Raw genomic sequence first — 15152 nt, 5'->3', positions numbered from 1 at the left:
GTCGACCAGGCGCTGGGAGATGCGGGTGAACGCGAAGATGTACGCTAGGTCGAAGAAGAGCTCCAGGAAGGTCGCCTGCTGCGGATGTTCGGGAGCCCGCAGGTAGCGCTCGAAGGTGTGCCGCATCCGTATGGTCACCTACCGCCGGCTGACCCGCAGCCGGCCGCGCTCGCCGCACCGGTGTCCAATGCCGGCACATCCGGTTAGCAGGTCACGGAGGCCACCAACGGTGCTCGCCTCCAAGGCAGACCATACCGCTGCGTGGTCGCAGCTGATGGTGATCATCCTGACCCCTCGTCCGGGCCGACTGGCCAACTACGTACCCTCGCCGTCAACGGACGCGGCCGGCCGCTGTCGATTCTGCTCACCCCTGGCCAGGCCGGCGACAACCCCCAGTTCCTCGCCCTGCTCGACGCGATTCGGATCGACCAAGCTGGACCTGGCCGGCCGCGCAAGCGCCCGGACGTGCCCTCGGCGCCAACCGTCAACTGGCAGCGAGACGTAGCACCGCAGGCCCTCAACGCAGCCTAACCACGAATGACCTCGATGAACGATGATGGTGGGTGGGTGCGCCGTACGAATCCCACGACGCACGTGGCCACCCACCCACTACGGCGGCCCGGCGACCACGCGGTCGCCTCGTTCGGGCGGCAGCAATTCGCGCGATCGCCGCCAAGATCCACGCGCACGTCGGCGTGCGTGGCCGATTGCTGGCTGCTCCGCCGCCGCTCACCCGGCTCGTCGACGCGTTTGTCGTTGACCCGCGGCGCCACGACCTCGACCGCCCCGGCCGAGGTGAGCACCTGCCGCGGCCGGGCGTGGCCGTTGCGTACCACCATCCTGCGGCCGTCGGCGTCGAGCTGGTCGGCGTGCGCGGCGATGTACGCGGCGACCTCGGCCTCCAACGCCGCGGCCAGCATCCGTCGCGCACCATCACGCACGATCTCGTCGATCAACGACCCGCCGGGCGCGGCCAGTTGCGGCACCGCCGATGGCGTGGGCTCTTCCGGGTTGACTACGGTAAGCACGGGCGTACCTTCCCGACCCGCGTTGGCGCGCGGGCTCTACTCGATTCCTTGGACTTGGAACTCGCCGGGAGGGTGCGCCCCCACGGCGCTCATCCACAGGTTTCGAGCATTGCTCTGGGCGCGCTGCAGCGCGGCCAGGGTACCGCAGCGGCCTGGATGCAAGAGGGGGCTGTGTTGATCTTGGTAAGTCGTAGCCTCCGCTCCCGCCCTGTCCGGCCGTGTCGGCTGGCGGCGAACCGATTATCGATGCTCTCCGGGGCCAGCAGGCCTCCGTCCAGCGGCCACCAGGGCAACGAGGGCGACCAGGGAGCCGACGATCATGTATACCGCGACCGGCCAGGAACCGTTCGCCCAGGCGTACAGCCCGGCCGCCACGAATGGTGCGGGAGCGCTGGTCAACACCCCGTTCAGCTGGTACGACAGGGCAATGCCGGAGTAGCGGACCGGAGCGTCGAACAACTCGGCGAGAAAGCTCGTCAGGACGCCGAAGGTCACTGCCGAGCCGACCGCCAGCACCAACACCAGCGCCAGGCCCACCAGCACGGGATCGCCTGTTTCGAACAGCCAGAAGAACGGGAACGCGATGAGTGCCATGTACACCGCGCCGGCCTTGAGCACCCGGATCCGGCCCAGCCGGTCGGACAAGGCGCCGAGCAGCGGGATCAGCGGTACCCCCACCAGCGCCGCGACCACCGTACCGGCCAGGATTATCTGCGGCGACATGCCGAGTTGCTTCGGTCCATAGGACAGGGTGAACACGGTGGCGATGTAGAACGGGATGGTCCCCGCCGCCAGCGCACCCATCCCGATCAACAGGGCCCTCTTGTGGTGCCGCAGGATGACAGCAATCGGGACGCCGGCTCGCTGCCCCGACTCGCGGATCTCGCGGAACTCCGGCGTCTCCAGTACCCGCAGCCGGACATAGAGTCCGACCAGCAGCAACACTGCGCTGGCCAGGAACGGGATGCGCCAGCCCCAGCTCAGAAGCGAATTCCCGGTCAGGTGAACCACCAACAGATAGGCCGCACTGGCCAGCGCTAGGCCTGCGTTCACCCCCTGTGTTGGCCACGAGCCGTAGTAGCCGCGACGCTTGGCGGGCGCGGGTTCGACAGCTATGAGGATGGCGCCACCCAGTTCGCCGCCGGCCGACAGCCCTTGCACCAGTCGAGCGATCACCAGCAGGGCTGGAGCCCAGATCCCGATCGCACTGTAGGTGGGCAACAGGCCGATGACACTCGTGCCGACGGCCATTATCAGCAGCGTGAGGATGAGCGTCGCCTTTCGCCCGATCCGGTCCCCGATATGTCCGAACAGCACGCCGCCTAGCGGTCGGGCGACAAAGGCCACGGCGAAGGCTGCGAGGGAAGCGAGGGTGCCCGCCGTCGGATGAAGTCGGGGAAAGAACAGACGGTCGAACACGGTCGCCGTGACCAGCCCGAACAGGAAGAAGTCATACCATTCAATAGCGGTCCCGACGAAGCTTGCCGCCGTCGCCCGCCGTAGTTGCGCGGCGGTCGACGCGGACCCGCTTCGCGCGTCGGTCGGCTCAGCAGGCATGCCCGAATTGTCGCATGTTTGGTAGCTTGTCATATCGCTTTTGTGGAAGGTCCCACACGGCGCGCAACCTGGCGGCGACGCCCAGGACCCCGGAGCTGTTGCGTTGGCGGATCGGTGGACACGCCGAGCCGCGTCACCGGGCACTGTCGGATGGCTCGGGCCAGTTCCGTAAACGCGGCGGGGGTCTGTTGCGTTGGGCGAAAGCATGATCGACTCCGGTTTGCCGGGTGTGGTCTGCTGGGCCGGTGAGGTCGTCGACTGGTGTCCGGTCCTGGTCTCCGCCTGCGTCGGCGTTCGTCGGGTTCCGGTTCCCGCCCGAGGTGATCGTGCTGGCGGTCCGTTGGTATCTGCGGTTCAACCTCTCGTACCGGGATGTGGAGGAGTTGCTGGTCGAGCGGGGTGTCGAGGTGGATCACGTTACGGCCTACCGGTGGGTGCGGTGGTTCACCCCGCTGTTGGCCGACGCCGCTCGCTTTGCTCGTCACTCACCTGGTGACCGTTGGTTCGTGGACGAGACCTACGTCAAGGTCAACGGGGTGTGGCGGTACGTGTGTACCGGGCCGTGGACCAGCATGGTCAGGTCATCGACGTGATCGTCTCGGCCCGTCGGGACGCTCGTAGCGGCCCGGCAGTTCTTCCACCGGACGCTGACCACGCCGAAGGTCACGCCCGGCGAGATGGTCACCGACGCGAACCCGGTCTGTCCGAGGGTGCTCGACGACCTGGTCCCGTCGTCGTGGCACCACATCGAACGACACGCCGACAATCCGATCGAGGCCGACCACAGCCAGCTCAAGCACAGGCTCAGACCGATGCGCGGACTCCGCACCGACCGCGCCGCGCAGACGATCATCGCCGGCCGTGCCTTCGTTCAGAACCTCCGACGCGGACACGACGAGCTCGCCGCTGACGTCCCGCCCGGTCTGCGGGTGGCCGCCGCGTTAACGGAACTGGCCCGAGCCATCTGACAGTGCCCGGTGACGCGGCTCGGCGTGTCCACCGATCCGCCAACGCAACAGCGCCCATCTCGGACCCGGTGACCGTCCAGTTGTGCGCCGACCTCTACGCCGCCCTGGCCGTGCCGGCGGCACCGGGCGGCGGTCGCCCTGCACGACGCGGTCCGCCGGCTGCGCGCCGCCCGGCCAAGCCGCGCCGACCTGTGGGCCGCGTACGCGCACCTCGGCCCCTGAGGTGTGGGGGCGCTTCGCTACCGGCCGGTGCCCGTCACCGCGGCCGAAGCGGGACGGGCCGGCGCGTACCAGGTCACCCCGACTGCGGCGACCAGCGTCTCGGATTTCGGCTCGGGCTCACGGGTTGAGGTGGGCCGGACGGGTCAGGATTGCCGAGGTGACCGGATCGGCGGCGGCCAGGTCGGGCCGCCGCACGCGGGGCAGCGGCGCCTCACCGTCCGGTGGCAGGGTGGCGTTCAGCATCACCGTCCGGGCCGGCTGGTCAGGGGAGCGTAGCCGTTCGAGCAGCAACCTGCCGGCCGCCTGGCCCAGCTCGTAGGCGGGCTGGTGGATGACCGAGATCGCCGGAGTGAGTAGCCCGGTCCACGGCGCGTCGTCGAAGACCACCACCTCGACGTCCACGCCGGGGGTCAGCTGCCGGTCGCGCAGCACGCGCAGGACGCCGACCGCCATCATGCTGTTGGCCACCAGGATGGCCTGGATCGCCGTCTTGTCCAGCAGGCCGCCGGCGGCCTGCTGGCCGCCCTGTTCGTTGAAGTCGGCGTAGCGAATTAGGTCCTCGTCGATGGGCAGGCCGGCGTCCTGGAGCGCTTCCCGGTAGCCGAGCACCCGCTCGCTGGCGGTGAAGACGCGCTGCGGTCCGGTGATGCAGGCGATCCGGCGGTGGCCGTGCGCGATCATGCGGTCGACCGCCGCTCGGGCCGCGCGACGCGAATCGATCAGGACCGTGTCCACTGGCAGGTCCTGCCGCAACGGCCGGTCCATGGTGATGACCGGCAGGCCGCGGGACAGCAGCCGGTCGACCCGGCTGGTCGCCGAGGTCGGCGTGATGAGCACCCCGGACACGCGGTACTGCGCGGCGATGCCGAGGTAGCCGTCCTCCTTCTCCGGGTTCTCGTCCGTGTTGCACAGCAGCAACGAGTACCCGGCCGACTGGGCCACGTCCTCCACGCCCCGGGTGACCTGGGTGAGGAACGGGTTCTCGATGTCCGCGATGATCAGCGCCCAGGTGGCCGAGGTCTGCTGGCGCAGCGATCGGGCCAGCGAGTTCGGCACGTAGCCGAGCTCTCGCGCGGCGCGACGCACGCGGTCGGCGGTGTCCGGTCGCACGGCGGTGTCGGAGGCGAAGACGCGCGACACCGTTGCGGTGGACACCTCGGCGAGCCGGGCCACGTCACGAATGGTGGTCAAGGCAGGCCCTTCGCGGCGGCGTTCCGGGGATGGGGTGAATACAGGTTACCCGTAGGGCGGGCGGCGGTCGATGAGCCACGAGCGGGAATGTAATCGATTGCAACCGAAGCCAGCAAGAGGCTCCATGGTCAGGCGTGGAAGATTGCCGGCCTGTGAACCGACTGTTGCGGCTACTGGTAAAAGTCCAGCATGGGAGGGGGTTGTGCCTGTGGTCCAGGTCATGTAATCGTCTACATCCACGGGCCGCCTATGGCCCCGTCCGTGGGAAGGACCTGACAGTGAAGCGGCAAAGAAGACTTGGCGCCGTTGCTGCGGCGACAGCGCTCACCCTCGGGCTCGCCGCATGCGCCGGCGGTGCGAGTGACTACCAGTCCACCAGCGGCGGGTCGGGATCCCTGACCTTCCGGTCGTGGAGTCCGATCGAACAGACCACCCAGCAGATGATCGCGGCGTTCAAGCAGGCGAACCCGGACGCGAAGATCGACGCAACCATCTTCAACTACCCCGAGTACCTGGTCGACCTGCAAACCCGGGCCGCGTCCAACACGATGCCCGACATCGTCGGGCTCCAACCCGGCGCCCTCACCCAGCAGTACCGGGCCAACCTCATGCCGTTGCAGGACTGCGCCGAGAAGACGTGGGGCGCCGACTGGCAGCAGAAGTTCTATCCGATCGGCCTTGAGCAGGCCCGAATGGGCAACCCGGCGGGCGACGAGAACTTCTACGCCCTCCCGCTGCTCGTGCAGACCGTGAACCTCTGGGCCAACACCAAGATCTTCGAGGAGAAGCACGCCCAGATCCCGCAGACCTGGGACCAGCTCAAGTCGACGGTCAACCAGCTCAAGGGCGGGGAATACGCGCCGTTCATGCTGCCCGCCAAGGACAGCTGGCTGCGCAACGTCGTCTTCCTGCAGATCGCCAACAACATCGAGCCGGGCCTGGTCTATAAGGCCGAGGACGGCTCTGACACGTGGACCAACCCGAAGATCGTCGAGGCGTTCGACTACTGGGGCAAGCTCTTCACCGAGGGCATCGCCCAGAAGGGCGCGATCGGCCTGGACGCGTACCCGACCGGCGCGAACCAGTTCGAGGCGGGCAACGCGGCGATGATCCCGCTCGGCGCCTGGTGGATCCAGCAGTCCGACCCGACCAAGACCGGGCTGCCGCCGCTGTCCGAGGGCATGTCCGGCTACCAGCCGTTCCTGTTCCCGACCATCCCGGGTGGCGCCGCCCAGCCGCAGCTCGTCGGCGGCATCGACGTCTCGCTGGGGATCTCGAAGAACACCAAGGACCCCGACCTGGCGTGCAAGGTGCTCACCGACTGGATCGCCGGCGCGGGCGCCCAGAAGCTGGTCAACACGTTCAACGACCTGCCCGCGGTGACCGGCCTGAACCCGGAGAAGTTCACCAGCGACAAGCAGCAGCAGATCTGGACGACCCTGACCTCCGACTGGATGCCGCAGGTGAAGTACTCGCGCTACCTGAAGACCCCGCAGATGGACACCGCGCTCGGGGACGCGCTTTCCGGCATCGCCACCGGCGAACTGACGCCCCAGGCGGCCGCCGAGAAGGTGCAGGCGGAACAGCAGAAGGTCAACGGCTGAGCGGCCCACGCCGCCCGAACAAGGCGGATGAGGGTGTGACCCACACCCTCATCCGGCCACGGAGCTGACCAATGAGTGACCACACCCATCACCACCGCACCGCGCCCCGGGAGTGGCGTACCGGAATCCTCTTCCTGCTGCCGGCCATCGTTCTGTTCGGGATCTTCGTCGTCTACCCGATCATCTACAACTTCCAGGCCAGCACACTGGACTGGGACGGGGTGAACCCGGGCAGATTTGTCGGTCTCGACAACTACACCCGGCTGTTCCAGGACCCCATCTTCCTGACCACCCTGAAGAACTCCGGCTGGTGGATCCTGCTCACCATCATCCCGCAGGCCCTCATCGGATTCCTCCTGGCCATGCTGCTCAACGAGAAGCTGCGCGGCCGAGCGATCTACCGGGCCATCTTCTTCATCCCCGCCGTGCTCTCCCCGGTCGTCGTGGGCATCGTCTGGCAGCGCATCTTCGACCCGTTCAACGGTGTGGTCGCCAAGCTGGGCCGGGCCACCGGACTCAACCTCCTGGTGCACGGCTACCTGGCCGACCCGAAGACCGCCATCTTCGCGGCGATCGTCGTCAATGTGTGGATGTGGACCGGCTTCTCGATGCTGTTCTACCTGGCCGGTCTGCAGCTCATCGACAACAGCGTGCTGGCAGCCGCCAAGATCGACGGTGCCGGTACCTGGCGCACCATCCGCAGCATCATCTGGCCCCTGCTCCGACAGACCCACCTGTCCCTGCTGCTGCTCGGCATCATCGGCTCGCTGAAGACCTTCGAACTCGTCTACGTCCTCACCGAGGGCGGACCCAACCACGCTTCCGAGATGCTCCCCACCTACACCTTCAAGCAGGCCTTCCAACTGCAGAGCGTCGGGTTCGCCTCGACCATCAGCGTGGTACTGCTGCTGATCGCGGTGATCAGCTCGCTGTCGATGGTGCGGGCGTTCGGGTCGGGCTTCCTCACCGGAGACGAGAAATGACCGCTGACATCAAGGCGACCCCGGCGACCGCAGCGGCACGCGGCCGCTACGCACCGGTCCGAGCGCACCGCCGCCGCCCACACTGGGCCCACGCGGTCCTCGCCCCGCTGGCCGTGCTCTGGCTGATCCCGCTTGTCATGGTCGTCGGTTTGTCGCTGCTGCCCACCTCGAACCCCGGCACCACCGCCCTCGGGCTGATCCCACAGGAACCGTCGCTCGGCAACTACGTGCAGATCTGGACTAACAACCCAATCCTGCGAAACCTGGTGAACAGCCTGCTGATCACCGTCCCGTCAGTGCTGCTGGTCATCCTGTTCGGCTCCATGACCGCCTTCGCGCTGGCCCGGCTGCGCGTACCGCTCAAGGCGGTGATCTTCGGGGCGCTCACCCTGGCGCTGATCCTGCCGATGTCCAGCATCGTGGTGGCCACCTTCAAAATCCTGCAGGCCATGGGCCTGTACAACGATCTCGCCGGCCTCGTGCTCGTCTACACCGCACTGGGCCTGCCGTTCGCGGTCATCATCATCCGCACATCGTTCCTCGCCGTGCCGAACGAGCTGTACGAGGCCGCCATGCTGGACGGCGCCAACAAGTTCTCCGTCTACTGGAAGATCTACCTGCCGCTGAGCCGGCCTGCCCTCGCCGTCGTCGCGATCTGGCAGTCCATGTCGTCCTGGAACGACTTCCTCCTGCCACTGGTCACCCTCGAGGACAACAAGCTCAAGCCGCTGACCCTGATCCCGCTGGCCTACCGCGGCACCTTCCTCAGCCAGCCGGGCGCACTGTTCGCGATCCTGGTGCTCATCTCGATCCCGATCGTGGTGGTCTTCCTGCTGGTCCAGCGGCACCTGGTCAACGGCCTGTCCGGAGCGATCAAATGAGCCTACTCGGCGTCGACCTCGGCACCAGCGGCGTGCGGGTGGTGGCGGTCTCGGCCGACGGGGCCGAGATCGCCGGCGCCGCCCGCGCGGCCGCACTGCACCGGCCGGCGCCCGGCCTCGTGGAGACCGACCCCGACGAGGTGCTCACCGCGGCCACCGCGCTGCTCGCCGACGTGGCCGCCCGGGACGCGGTGACCGCCGACCCGCCCGAGGCCATCTCGTTCAGCGTGCAGGGCGAGGCGGTCCTGCCGGTCGACGCCGAGGGCCACGCGCTCGCGCTGGCCCCGGTGAGCATGGACCGGCGCGGCGCGGACCTGGCCCAGCGGGTCGCCGTGGAGCTGGGCGCCGGCGAGGTGCAGCAAATCACCGGCCAGCCGGCACACCCGATGTTCTCCATCTACAAGATTCCCGCCTGGACCGGCACCGACGTGCGCGGCTACCGCTGCCTCGGGGACTACGTCGCCGCCCGGCTCGGCGCGCGGCCGGCGCTGGACACCAGCATGGCGGCCCGCACCGGAGGCTTCGACGTCGACCGCGGCGTCTGGTCGGCCGACCTGCTCGACGCCACCGGGGTCCCGGCCGGCCTGCTGCCCGAGGTCGTCCCGCCGGGCACCATGATCGGCAAGCTCAGCGCCGAGGCGGCCACCGCCACCGGGCTACCGGCCGGCCTGCCACTCGTGGTCGGCTCGCACGACCAGGCGTCGTCGTTCCTCGGCGGCGGTGGTCGGTTCGGCGCGACGGCGGTCTTCTCCTTCGGATCCAGCGACTGCCTGACCGTGGGATCACCCGTACGCCCCGGCGGACTCGTCGGCACCGGCCTGGCCTCGTACCCGATGGGTGAGGGCCGCTGGCTCACCCTGGCCGGCACCGCCGCCGGCGGTTGGGTCCTGGACTGGTTCGCCACGTTGGCCGGCGTCGCCGGGCCGGCGGAGCGCGACGCCCTGTTCGAGTCGGCGTCCCCCGAGCCGCCGCAGGTGCTGGTGCTGCCGTACTTCGCCGGATCCGGGACGCTCGACAACGACCCCAGGGCCCGCGGCGCCGTCGTCGGGCTCACCCTCGAGACCACCCGCGAGCAGCTCGCCCGCGCCTTCCTTGAATCGTCCGCGTTCGAGCTGCGCAAGATCGCCGACGCCCTCACCGGGCGCGGCGTAACCATCGGCGCCGTACACGCCGTCGGCGGCGGCGCCCGCAGCCCCCGGACACTGGCCATTCGCGCCTCGGCAGCCGGCCTTCCGCTGACCCCGGTGCCCGGGCACGCGGCCGCCCGCGGCGCGGCCCTGCAGGCCGGCGTCGGCATCGGCCGCTATCCGTCGCTCGCTGACCTGCCCGTACCGGCCTGTCTGCCGGTCGCCCGCCCCGACCCCGACACGGCCCAGTGGTACGCCACGCAGTCGCGCCGGTTCCGTGACCTCTACCCAACCCTCATGCCGCACGACCGTAGTTTTTCCGATCCAAAGGAGACCCGGTGACCGAGTTCGACCTGCAGCAGACCAAGCAGGACGTGCTGGACTACTGCCTGCTGTCCATGCGCTACGGCCTCAACTTCAACACCCAGGGCAACATCAGCGTCCGGCTGCCCGGTGAGGACCGTTTCCTGATCACCCCCACCGACCTGGAATACGACCGGATGACGGCCGACGACATGGTGGTGGTGGACGCCGACGCCAACGTCATCGAGGGACGGCACCAGCCGTCCTCGGAGGTGACCGTGCACCTGGCGGTCTACCGCCGGCGGCCGGACGTGAACGCGATCGTGCACACCGAGCCCGTCTTCGCCAACGTCTTCGGCGTGGCCGGTCAGCCGATCACAGGTGCCCTGGTCAACATGGTCATCTACACCAAGGGCGACGTCCCGATCATGCCGTTCGCCCTCAGCAACCGCACCGAGTTCGGTGACGCGATGTGCGACGTGATGGGAAACCTGAACGCCGTGGTCTGGGCGAATCACGGGCTGCTCACCGTCGGCGAGAACCTACGCGACGCGTTCAAGACCACCGTGGCGGTGGAGAGCGCCGCCAAGGTGCTGGTGCATGCCCGGGCGTTGACCGACAAGCCGATCGTCCTCGACTACAACTCGCTCGGCATCACCACGTCGCTCTGAGAAAGGACACCCCTCAATGGCACTGGCCACTCTCCGGCAGGCGCTGGACGAGGCGCGACGCGGTGGGTACGCCGTCGGCGCGTTCAACGTCAGCGACGTGCTGCAGGCCGAGGCGGTCCTCGACGCCGCCGCCGAGACCTCGTCCCCGGTCATCCTCGCCTCGCTGGCCGGCGTCACCGCCAACCGCAGCGACGAACGGTTCTGGTCCGCGCTGCACCACCTGATCGACGGCTACCGGCAGCTGCCCGTGGTCCTGCACCTGGACCACGGCCCTGACCCCGCCACCTGCCGGCGGGCAATGGACAACGGCTTCACCAGCGTCATGATCGACGGCAGTCTCCGCGCCGACGGCACACCGTCCTCCTTCGCCGAGAACCTCGCCGTGACCACCGAGGTGGTGGCCGAGGCCCACCGCCGCGGCATCTCCGTCGAGGGCGAGCTGGGCACCATCGGCGGATCCAAGACCGACGGGTCCCGCGCGCCGATCGTGCTCGCGGACCCCGACCAGGCCAGGGAATTCGTTGCCGCCACCGGCGTGGACGCCCTCGCCGTGGCGATCGGCACCTCGCACGGCGCCTACAAGTTCGACGCACCCCCGGACGGATCCGTGCTGCAGATGACGCTGATCGAGAAGATCAGCAACCTGGTGCCGCAGACCCACCTGGTCATGCACGGCTCGTCATCGCTGCCGCCGCAGCTGCGGGAGCAGAACAACCGATACGGCGCCGGCCTGCCCGAGTCATGGGGCGTGCCGGACGCGGAGAAGGTCCGGTCCATCACGATGGGCGTCCGCAAGATCAATCAGGGCATGGACTCGCACCTGGCCTTCACCGGCGCCGTTCGGCAGGCGCTGGGCGCGGACCGGCTCAACGTCGACCCGGCCTACTACCTGAGCCCAGGCCGCGCGGCGATGCAGCGGATGGTCGCCGAACGCATGCGGCTGTTCGGGCAGGCCGGCCATGCCGACGACTACCAACCCGTTTCCCTCGCCGAGATGGCCCGTCGCTACCCCGTGGAGGCGTCATGATCGAACACGCGTACCTCGTCGCCAACGGCGACCAGCGGCTGTCGGCCAACCAGCTCTGCTGGCCCGCCCAACAGAGGTTCGAGGCACTCCTCACCGAGGCGTTCCGGAGACGGGGCGTCACCCTGGAACGGGCGCACCCGGCGGACACGCCGGAAGGGCACGGCTTCATCGCCAGCCAGGCACAGGGCCTCGCGGTGCTCGGCGCGCTGCCGCCGGACGCTCCGGTGGTGATGGCCGAGGGTGTGTGGATGTTCTCCCAGCAGGTCCTCGGCGGGCTGCTGCGACACCGCGGCCCGATCCTCACCGTGGCCAACTGGGAAGGGGAGTGGCCCGGTCTGGTCGGCTTGCTCAACCTCAACGCCTCGCTCGCCAAGGCGGGACGACCGTTCCAGACTCTGTGGAGCCGCACCTTCACCGACGACTGGTTCGGCGCACGCCTCGACGAATGGCTGACCAAGGGCAGCATCCAGCACGACCTCAGCCACGTCACGCCGTTCGACGCGTCCGCCGTCGGCGGGCGGGCACGCCAGGCCGCCGACGAGGTGCTCGCCCGGCTCCGCCGGGAAGGCGCCATCCTCGGCGTCTTCGACGAGGGCTGCATGGGCATGTACAACGCGATCATCCCGGATGAACTGCTGTTCCCACTCAACGTCTTCAAGGAGCGGCTGTCCCAGTCCGCCCTGTACGCCGAGACCATGCGGGCCAGCGAGGACGAGGCGGTGGCCGCCCTGAGGTGGCTGACCGACCGCGGCATGACTTTCCACTTCGGCACCGACGAGGCCACCGAACTCACCCGCGAGCAGGTCCTGCTGCAACTGCGGATGTACGCCGCCGCCGCCCGCATCGCCGACCGGTTCCGCTGCGACGTCATCGGCATCCAGTACCAGCTCGGCCTCGCCGACGTACTGCCCGCCTCCGACCTGGCAGAAGGCCTGTTGAACAACGCCGACCGCCCGCCGGTCACCGACGAAAACGGCGCGATCATCCGCGACGGCGCCCCGATCACCCACTTCAACGAGGTCGACGAATGCGCCGGCCTCGACGCCCTGCTCACCACCCGGCTGGCCGGCGGGCTCGGGCAGCCCGTGGAGACCACCCTGCACGACGTGCGGTGGGGCGACCACGACGCCAGCGGCACAGTGGACGACTTCGTCTGGGTCTTCGAAATCTCCGGCGCGGTTCCGCCGGAACACCACATCGGCGGGTACGCCGGCACCGACTCGATGCGCCAGCCACCGCTCTACTTCGGGCTCGGCGGCGGCACCGTACGGGGGGTGGCCAAGCCAGGCGAGCTGGTCTGGTCGCGGATTTTTGTCGAGGGCGGCGAGCTGCACATGGACCTCGGCCGGGCCACCGTGGTGACGCTGCCGCGCGAGGAGACCGAGCGGCGCTGGGCCGCGACCACCCGGGAATGGCCGATCATGCACGCCGTGCTGCACGGCGTCACCCGGGACCAGTTCATGGCCCGGCACCGGTCGAACCACATCCAGGTCAGCTATGCCACCAGCGCAGCGGCAGCCGATGAGCTGCTCGCCGCGAAGGCGCTGACCGCACACGAGATGGGCATGCGGGTCAGCCTTTGCGGCAGCCGCCCCGACCACGGCCCGCTGCTCTGATGGACGTCTACCTCGGCGTCGACATCGGCACCGCGAGCACCAAGGGCGTCGCCGTCGCCGCCGACGGCCGGGTGGTAGCCCGCGCGCAGATCACTCACGGCCTGAGCAACCCGCGGCCCGGCTGGTACGAGCATGACCCCGAGTCGGTCTGGTGGGACGACTTCCGACGGGTGACCGCCCAGCTGACGGCGGATCCCGGTCATCGACCGGCCGGCCTCGCGGTCAGCGGCATCGGACCATGTCTGCTCCCCGCCGACGGGGCCGGCAGGCCGCTACGGCCTGCCATCCTCTACGGGATCGACACCCGGGCCGAGGAGGAAATCGGGCTGCTCACCGCCCGGTGGAGTGCGGCCGAGATCGTCCGCCGTGGATCGATCCTCACCTCCCAGGCGATCGGACCCAAGCTGTACTGGCTCGCGCGGCACGAGCCAGAGGTCTTCGCCCGCGCTCGGATGCTGCTCATGGCGAGCTCGTTCCTGGTGCACCGGCTCACCGGCGAGTACGTGCTCGACCACCACTCGGCCAGCCAGGCGAGCCCCCTCTACGACCAGCGGGCCGGCGACTGGGACACCGCTTGGTGGGACGAAATCGCTCCACACGTACGGCGTCCCCCGCTGCGCTGGGGGAACGAGGTAGCCGGCCGCATGACCGCACAGGCCGCCCGGCAGACCGGCCTGCCGGCAGGTCTGCCGGTGACCGCCGGCACGATCGACGCCTGGGCCGAGGCGGAAAGCGTCGCGGTCCGGGCGCCCGGCGACCTGATGCTGATGTACGGCAGCACCATGTTCCTCGTTGCGATGACCGACCGGCCGCTGGCCAGCAGCCGGCTGTGGCCCACCGTCGGCCTACGTCCCGGGGTCAACTGCCTGGCCGCCGGCATGGCCACCGCCGGATCGGTCACCGGCTGGTTGGCCGACCTGACCGGCGCTGACTACACCACGCTGACGAAGGAAGCGGCCGCGGTCCCGGCCGGCAGTGAAGGGCTGCTCATGCTGCCGTATCTGGCCGGGGAACGCACACCGATCTTCGACTCTCGGGCGCGGGGCGTGGTGGCCGGACTAACCCTCGGCCACAGCCGTGGCCACCTCTACCGAGCGGCACTGGAAGGGGTCGCCCACGGGGTGCGGCACAACATCGCGGCCATGCGCGAGGCCGGGGCAGCGCCGGCCCGGGTCGTGCCCGTCGGCGGCGGAACCACCGGCGACCTCTGGACCCAGATCGTCAGCGATGTGACCGGCCTGGTGCAGCACCTGCCTCGAGAGACGACCGGGGCGGCCTACGGCGACGCGATGCTGGCCGCGGCCGCGACGGGCGCGGCAGCGAACACCGCGGCCTGGAACCCGCCGGTGCGTTCGATCGAGCCGAACCCTCGGCACCGTGACCGGTACGACGCGCTCTACGCCGACTACCTCGCGCTGTACGAGTCCACCACACCGATCGTGCATCGCCTCAGCGGGCCGTGATTATTGGCGTGGACGACCATCCGCCGCCACGGCAGGGCCTGGCTCGTCCGGTCCCGGACGGCGAGCAGGACATGGTCGTCGAAGTTCCGCCAGATCGTGCCGAGCTTGCGGAATCCGGCCTTGCTCAGGCCGGTGACGTGGGTGGAGGGTGAGGTGAGCCGATCACCGTCGCGCCTCGGGGTTGCCGCATGACAATTGTCCCTTGCGGACCAGGTGGCGGGGAGCGCCAGTCGGAGGCTTCGTCTTTCTGACCGCAGCTGAATGGGAGCTGCCCCCCTGGTCCTGGACACTTGAATCCTGGATCGTGATGGTCCGGGGAGATCAGGAATCCCTGACAGATGGTGATGAAGCACTACCCCGCCGAGTTCAAGGCCGACGCGGTGGCGTTGTACCGGTTGTCTCGTCCTGGGGCGACGATCGCGCAGATCGCTGACGATCTCGGGATCAACCGGGAGACGTTGCGCAGTTGGGTCCGCGCCGATGAGGCCCATGTGTCCGAGGGCAAGGGGTT

Annotated in this window: 10 protein-coding genes and 4 pseudogenes; 11 read left to right on the top strand and 3 right to left on the bottom strand. The window is 69.0% G+C overall.

Annotated elements, in window-relative coordinates; translation table 11 throughout:
- Positions 1–324: 324 nt before the first annotated feature.
- A pseudogene (locus ABGB16_RS27645) lies at positions 325–468 on the top strand (IS5/IS1182 family transposase); the annotation flags it as partial.
- Between the two features lie 245 nt (positions 469–713).
- Here the strand turns inward: ABGB16_RS27645 and ABGB16_RS27640 are convergent.
- Positions 714–986 (bottom strand): annotated as a pseudogene (locus ABGB16_RS27640) (transposase); the annotation flags it as partial.
- Between the two features lie 282 nt (positions 987–1268).
- Positions 1269–2585 carry an MFS transporter gene (locus tag ABGB16_RS27635; RefSeq protein ID WP_347671016.1) on the bottom strand — a complete coding sequence of 439 codons (1317 nt, stop codon included), beginning with the start codon at positions 2583–2585 and terminating at the stop codon, positions 1269–1271.
- A gap of 245 nt (positions 2586–2830) precedes the next feature.
- Between ABGB16_RS27635 and ABGB16_RS27630 the strand changes: the two are divergent.
- Positions 2831–3553: pseudogene (locus ABGB16_RS27630) on the top strand (IS6 family transposase).
- A gap of 339 nt (positions 3554–3892) precedes the next feature.
- On the opposite strand, the gene ABGB16_RS27625 reads toward ABGB16_RS27630, so the two are convergent.
- Positions 3893–4966: a LacI family DNA-binding transcriptional regulator gene (locus tag ABGB16_RS27625; RefSeq protein WP_347671015.1), complete on the bottom strand. Its 1074-nt coding sequence runs from the start codon at positions 4964–4966 to the stop codon at positions 3893–3895.
- Between the two features lie 278 nt (positions 4967–5244).
- Between ABGB16_RS27625 and ABGB16_RS27620 the strand changes: the two genes are divergently transcribed.
- The 9 genes and pseudogenes from ABGB16_RS27620 to ABGB16_RS27580 all read left to right on the top strand — a co-directional run.
- Entirely contained in the window at positions 5245–6570 is a 1326-nt protein-coding gene (locus ABGB16_RS27620; RefSeq protein WP_347671014.1) for an extracellular solute-binding protein, read from the top strand.
- A 71-nt stretch (positions 6571–6641) separates the two neighbouring features.
- Positions 6642–7553 (top strand): sugar ABC transporter permease, encoded by a 912-nt coding sequence (locus tag ABGB16_RS27615; protein ID WP_347671013.1) that lies wholly within the window; start codon positions 6642–6644, stop codon positions 7551–7553.
- Complete coding sequence (locus ABGB16_RS27610) at positions 7550–8434, top strand: carbohydrate ABC transporter permease (protein ID WP_347671012.1); 885 nt, start codon at positions 7550–7552, stop codon at positions 8432–8434. The genes ABGB16_RS27615 and ABGB16_RS27610 overlap by 4 nt, the downstream gene beginning before the upstream one ends.
- Complete coding sequence (locus tag ABGB16_RS27605; RefSeq protein ID WP_347671011.1) at positions 8431–9903, top strand: FGGY-family carbohydrate kinase; 1473 nt, start codon at positions 8431–8433, stop codon at positions 9901–9903. Before ABGB16_RS27610 ends, ABGB16_RS27605 begins: the two co-directional genes overlap by 4 nt.
- Positions 9900–10535 carry a class II aldolase/adducin family protein gene (locus ABGB16_RS27600; RefSeq protein WP_347671010.1) on the top strand — a complete coding sequence of 212 codons (636 nt, stop codon included), beginning with the start codon at positions 9900–9902 and terminating at the stop codon, positions 10533–10535. The genes ABGB16_RS27605 and ABGB16_RS27600 overlap by 4 nt, the downstream gene beginning before the upstream one ends.
- A 16-nt stretch (positions 10536–10551) precedes the next feature.
- Positions 10552–11562 carry a ketose-bisphosphate aldolase gene (locus tag ABGB16_RS27595; RefSeq protein WP_347671009.1) on the top strand — a complete coding sequence of 337 codons (1011 nt, stop codon included), beginning with the start codon at positions 10552–10554 and terminating at the stop codon, positions 11560–11562.
- Positions 11559–13178: a fucose isomerase gene (locus ABGB16_RS27590; protein WP_347671008.1), complete on the top strand. Its 1620-nt coding sequence runs from the start codon at positions 11559–11561 to the stop codon at positions 13176–13178. Before ABGB16_RS27595 ends, ABGB16_RS27590 begins: the two co-directional genes overlap by 4 nt.
- Entirely contained in the window at positions 13178–14641 is a 1464-nt protein-coding gene (locus ABGB16_RS27585) for an FGGY-family carbohydrate kinase (protein WP_347671007.1), read from the top strand. Before ABGB16_RS27590 ends, ABGB16_RS27585 begins: the two co-directional genes overlap by 1 nt.
- Before the next feature lie 338 nt (positions 14642–14979).
- Positions 14980–15123 (top strand): annotated as a pseudogene (locus tag ABGB16_RS27580) (transposase); the annotation flags it as partial.
- Positions 15124–15152 lie beyond the last annotated feature (29 nt).

It is taken from the genome of Micromonospora sp. B11E3 (assembly GCF_039871625.1).
Taxonomy (GTDB): domain Bacteria; phylum Actinomycetota; class Actinomycetes; order Mycobacteriales; family Micromonosporaceae; genus Micromonospora.
Note: the sequence above shows the minus strand (reverse complement) of the source record. Positions and strands in the feature narration are given on the sequence as shown.

Excerpts from the sequence above, each read along its gene's own strand:
- ABGB16_RS27635 (WP_347671016.1), bottom strand. The coding sequence starts at position 2,585 with ATGCCTGCTGAGCCGACCGACGCGCGAAGCGGGTCCGCGTCGACCGCC.
- ABGB16_RS27615 (WP_347671013.1), top strand. The coding sequence starts at position 6,642 with ATGAGTGACCACACCCATCACCACCGCACCGCGCCCCGGGAGTGGCGT.
- ABGB16_RS27610 (WP_347671012.1), top strand. The coding sequence starts at position 7,550 with ATGACCGCTGACATCAAGGCGACCCCGGCGACCGCAGCGGCACGCGGC.
- ABGB16_RS27605 (WP_347671011.1), top strand. The coding sequence starts at position 8,431 with ATGAGCCTACTCGGCGTCGACCTCGGCACCAGCGGCGTGCGGGTGGTG.
- ABGB16_RS27595 (WP_347671009.1), top strand. The coding sequence starts at position 10,552 with ATGGCACTGGCCACTCTCCGGCAGGCGCTGGACGAGGCGCGACGCGGT.
- ABGB16_RS27590 (WP_347671008.1), top strand. The coding sequence starts at position 11,559 with ATGATCGAACACGCGTACCTCGTCGCCAACGGCGACCAGCGGCTGTCG.
- ABGB16_RS27585 (WP_347671007.1), top strand. The coding sequence starts at position 13,178 with ATGGACGTCTACCTCGGCGTCGACATCGGCACCGCGAGCACCAAGGGC.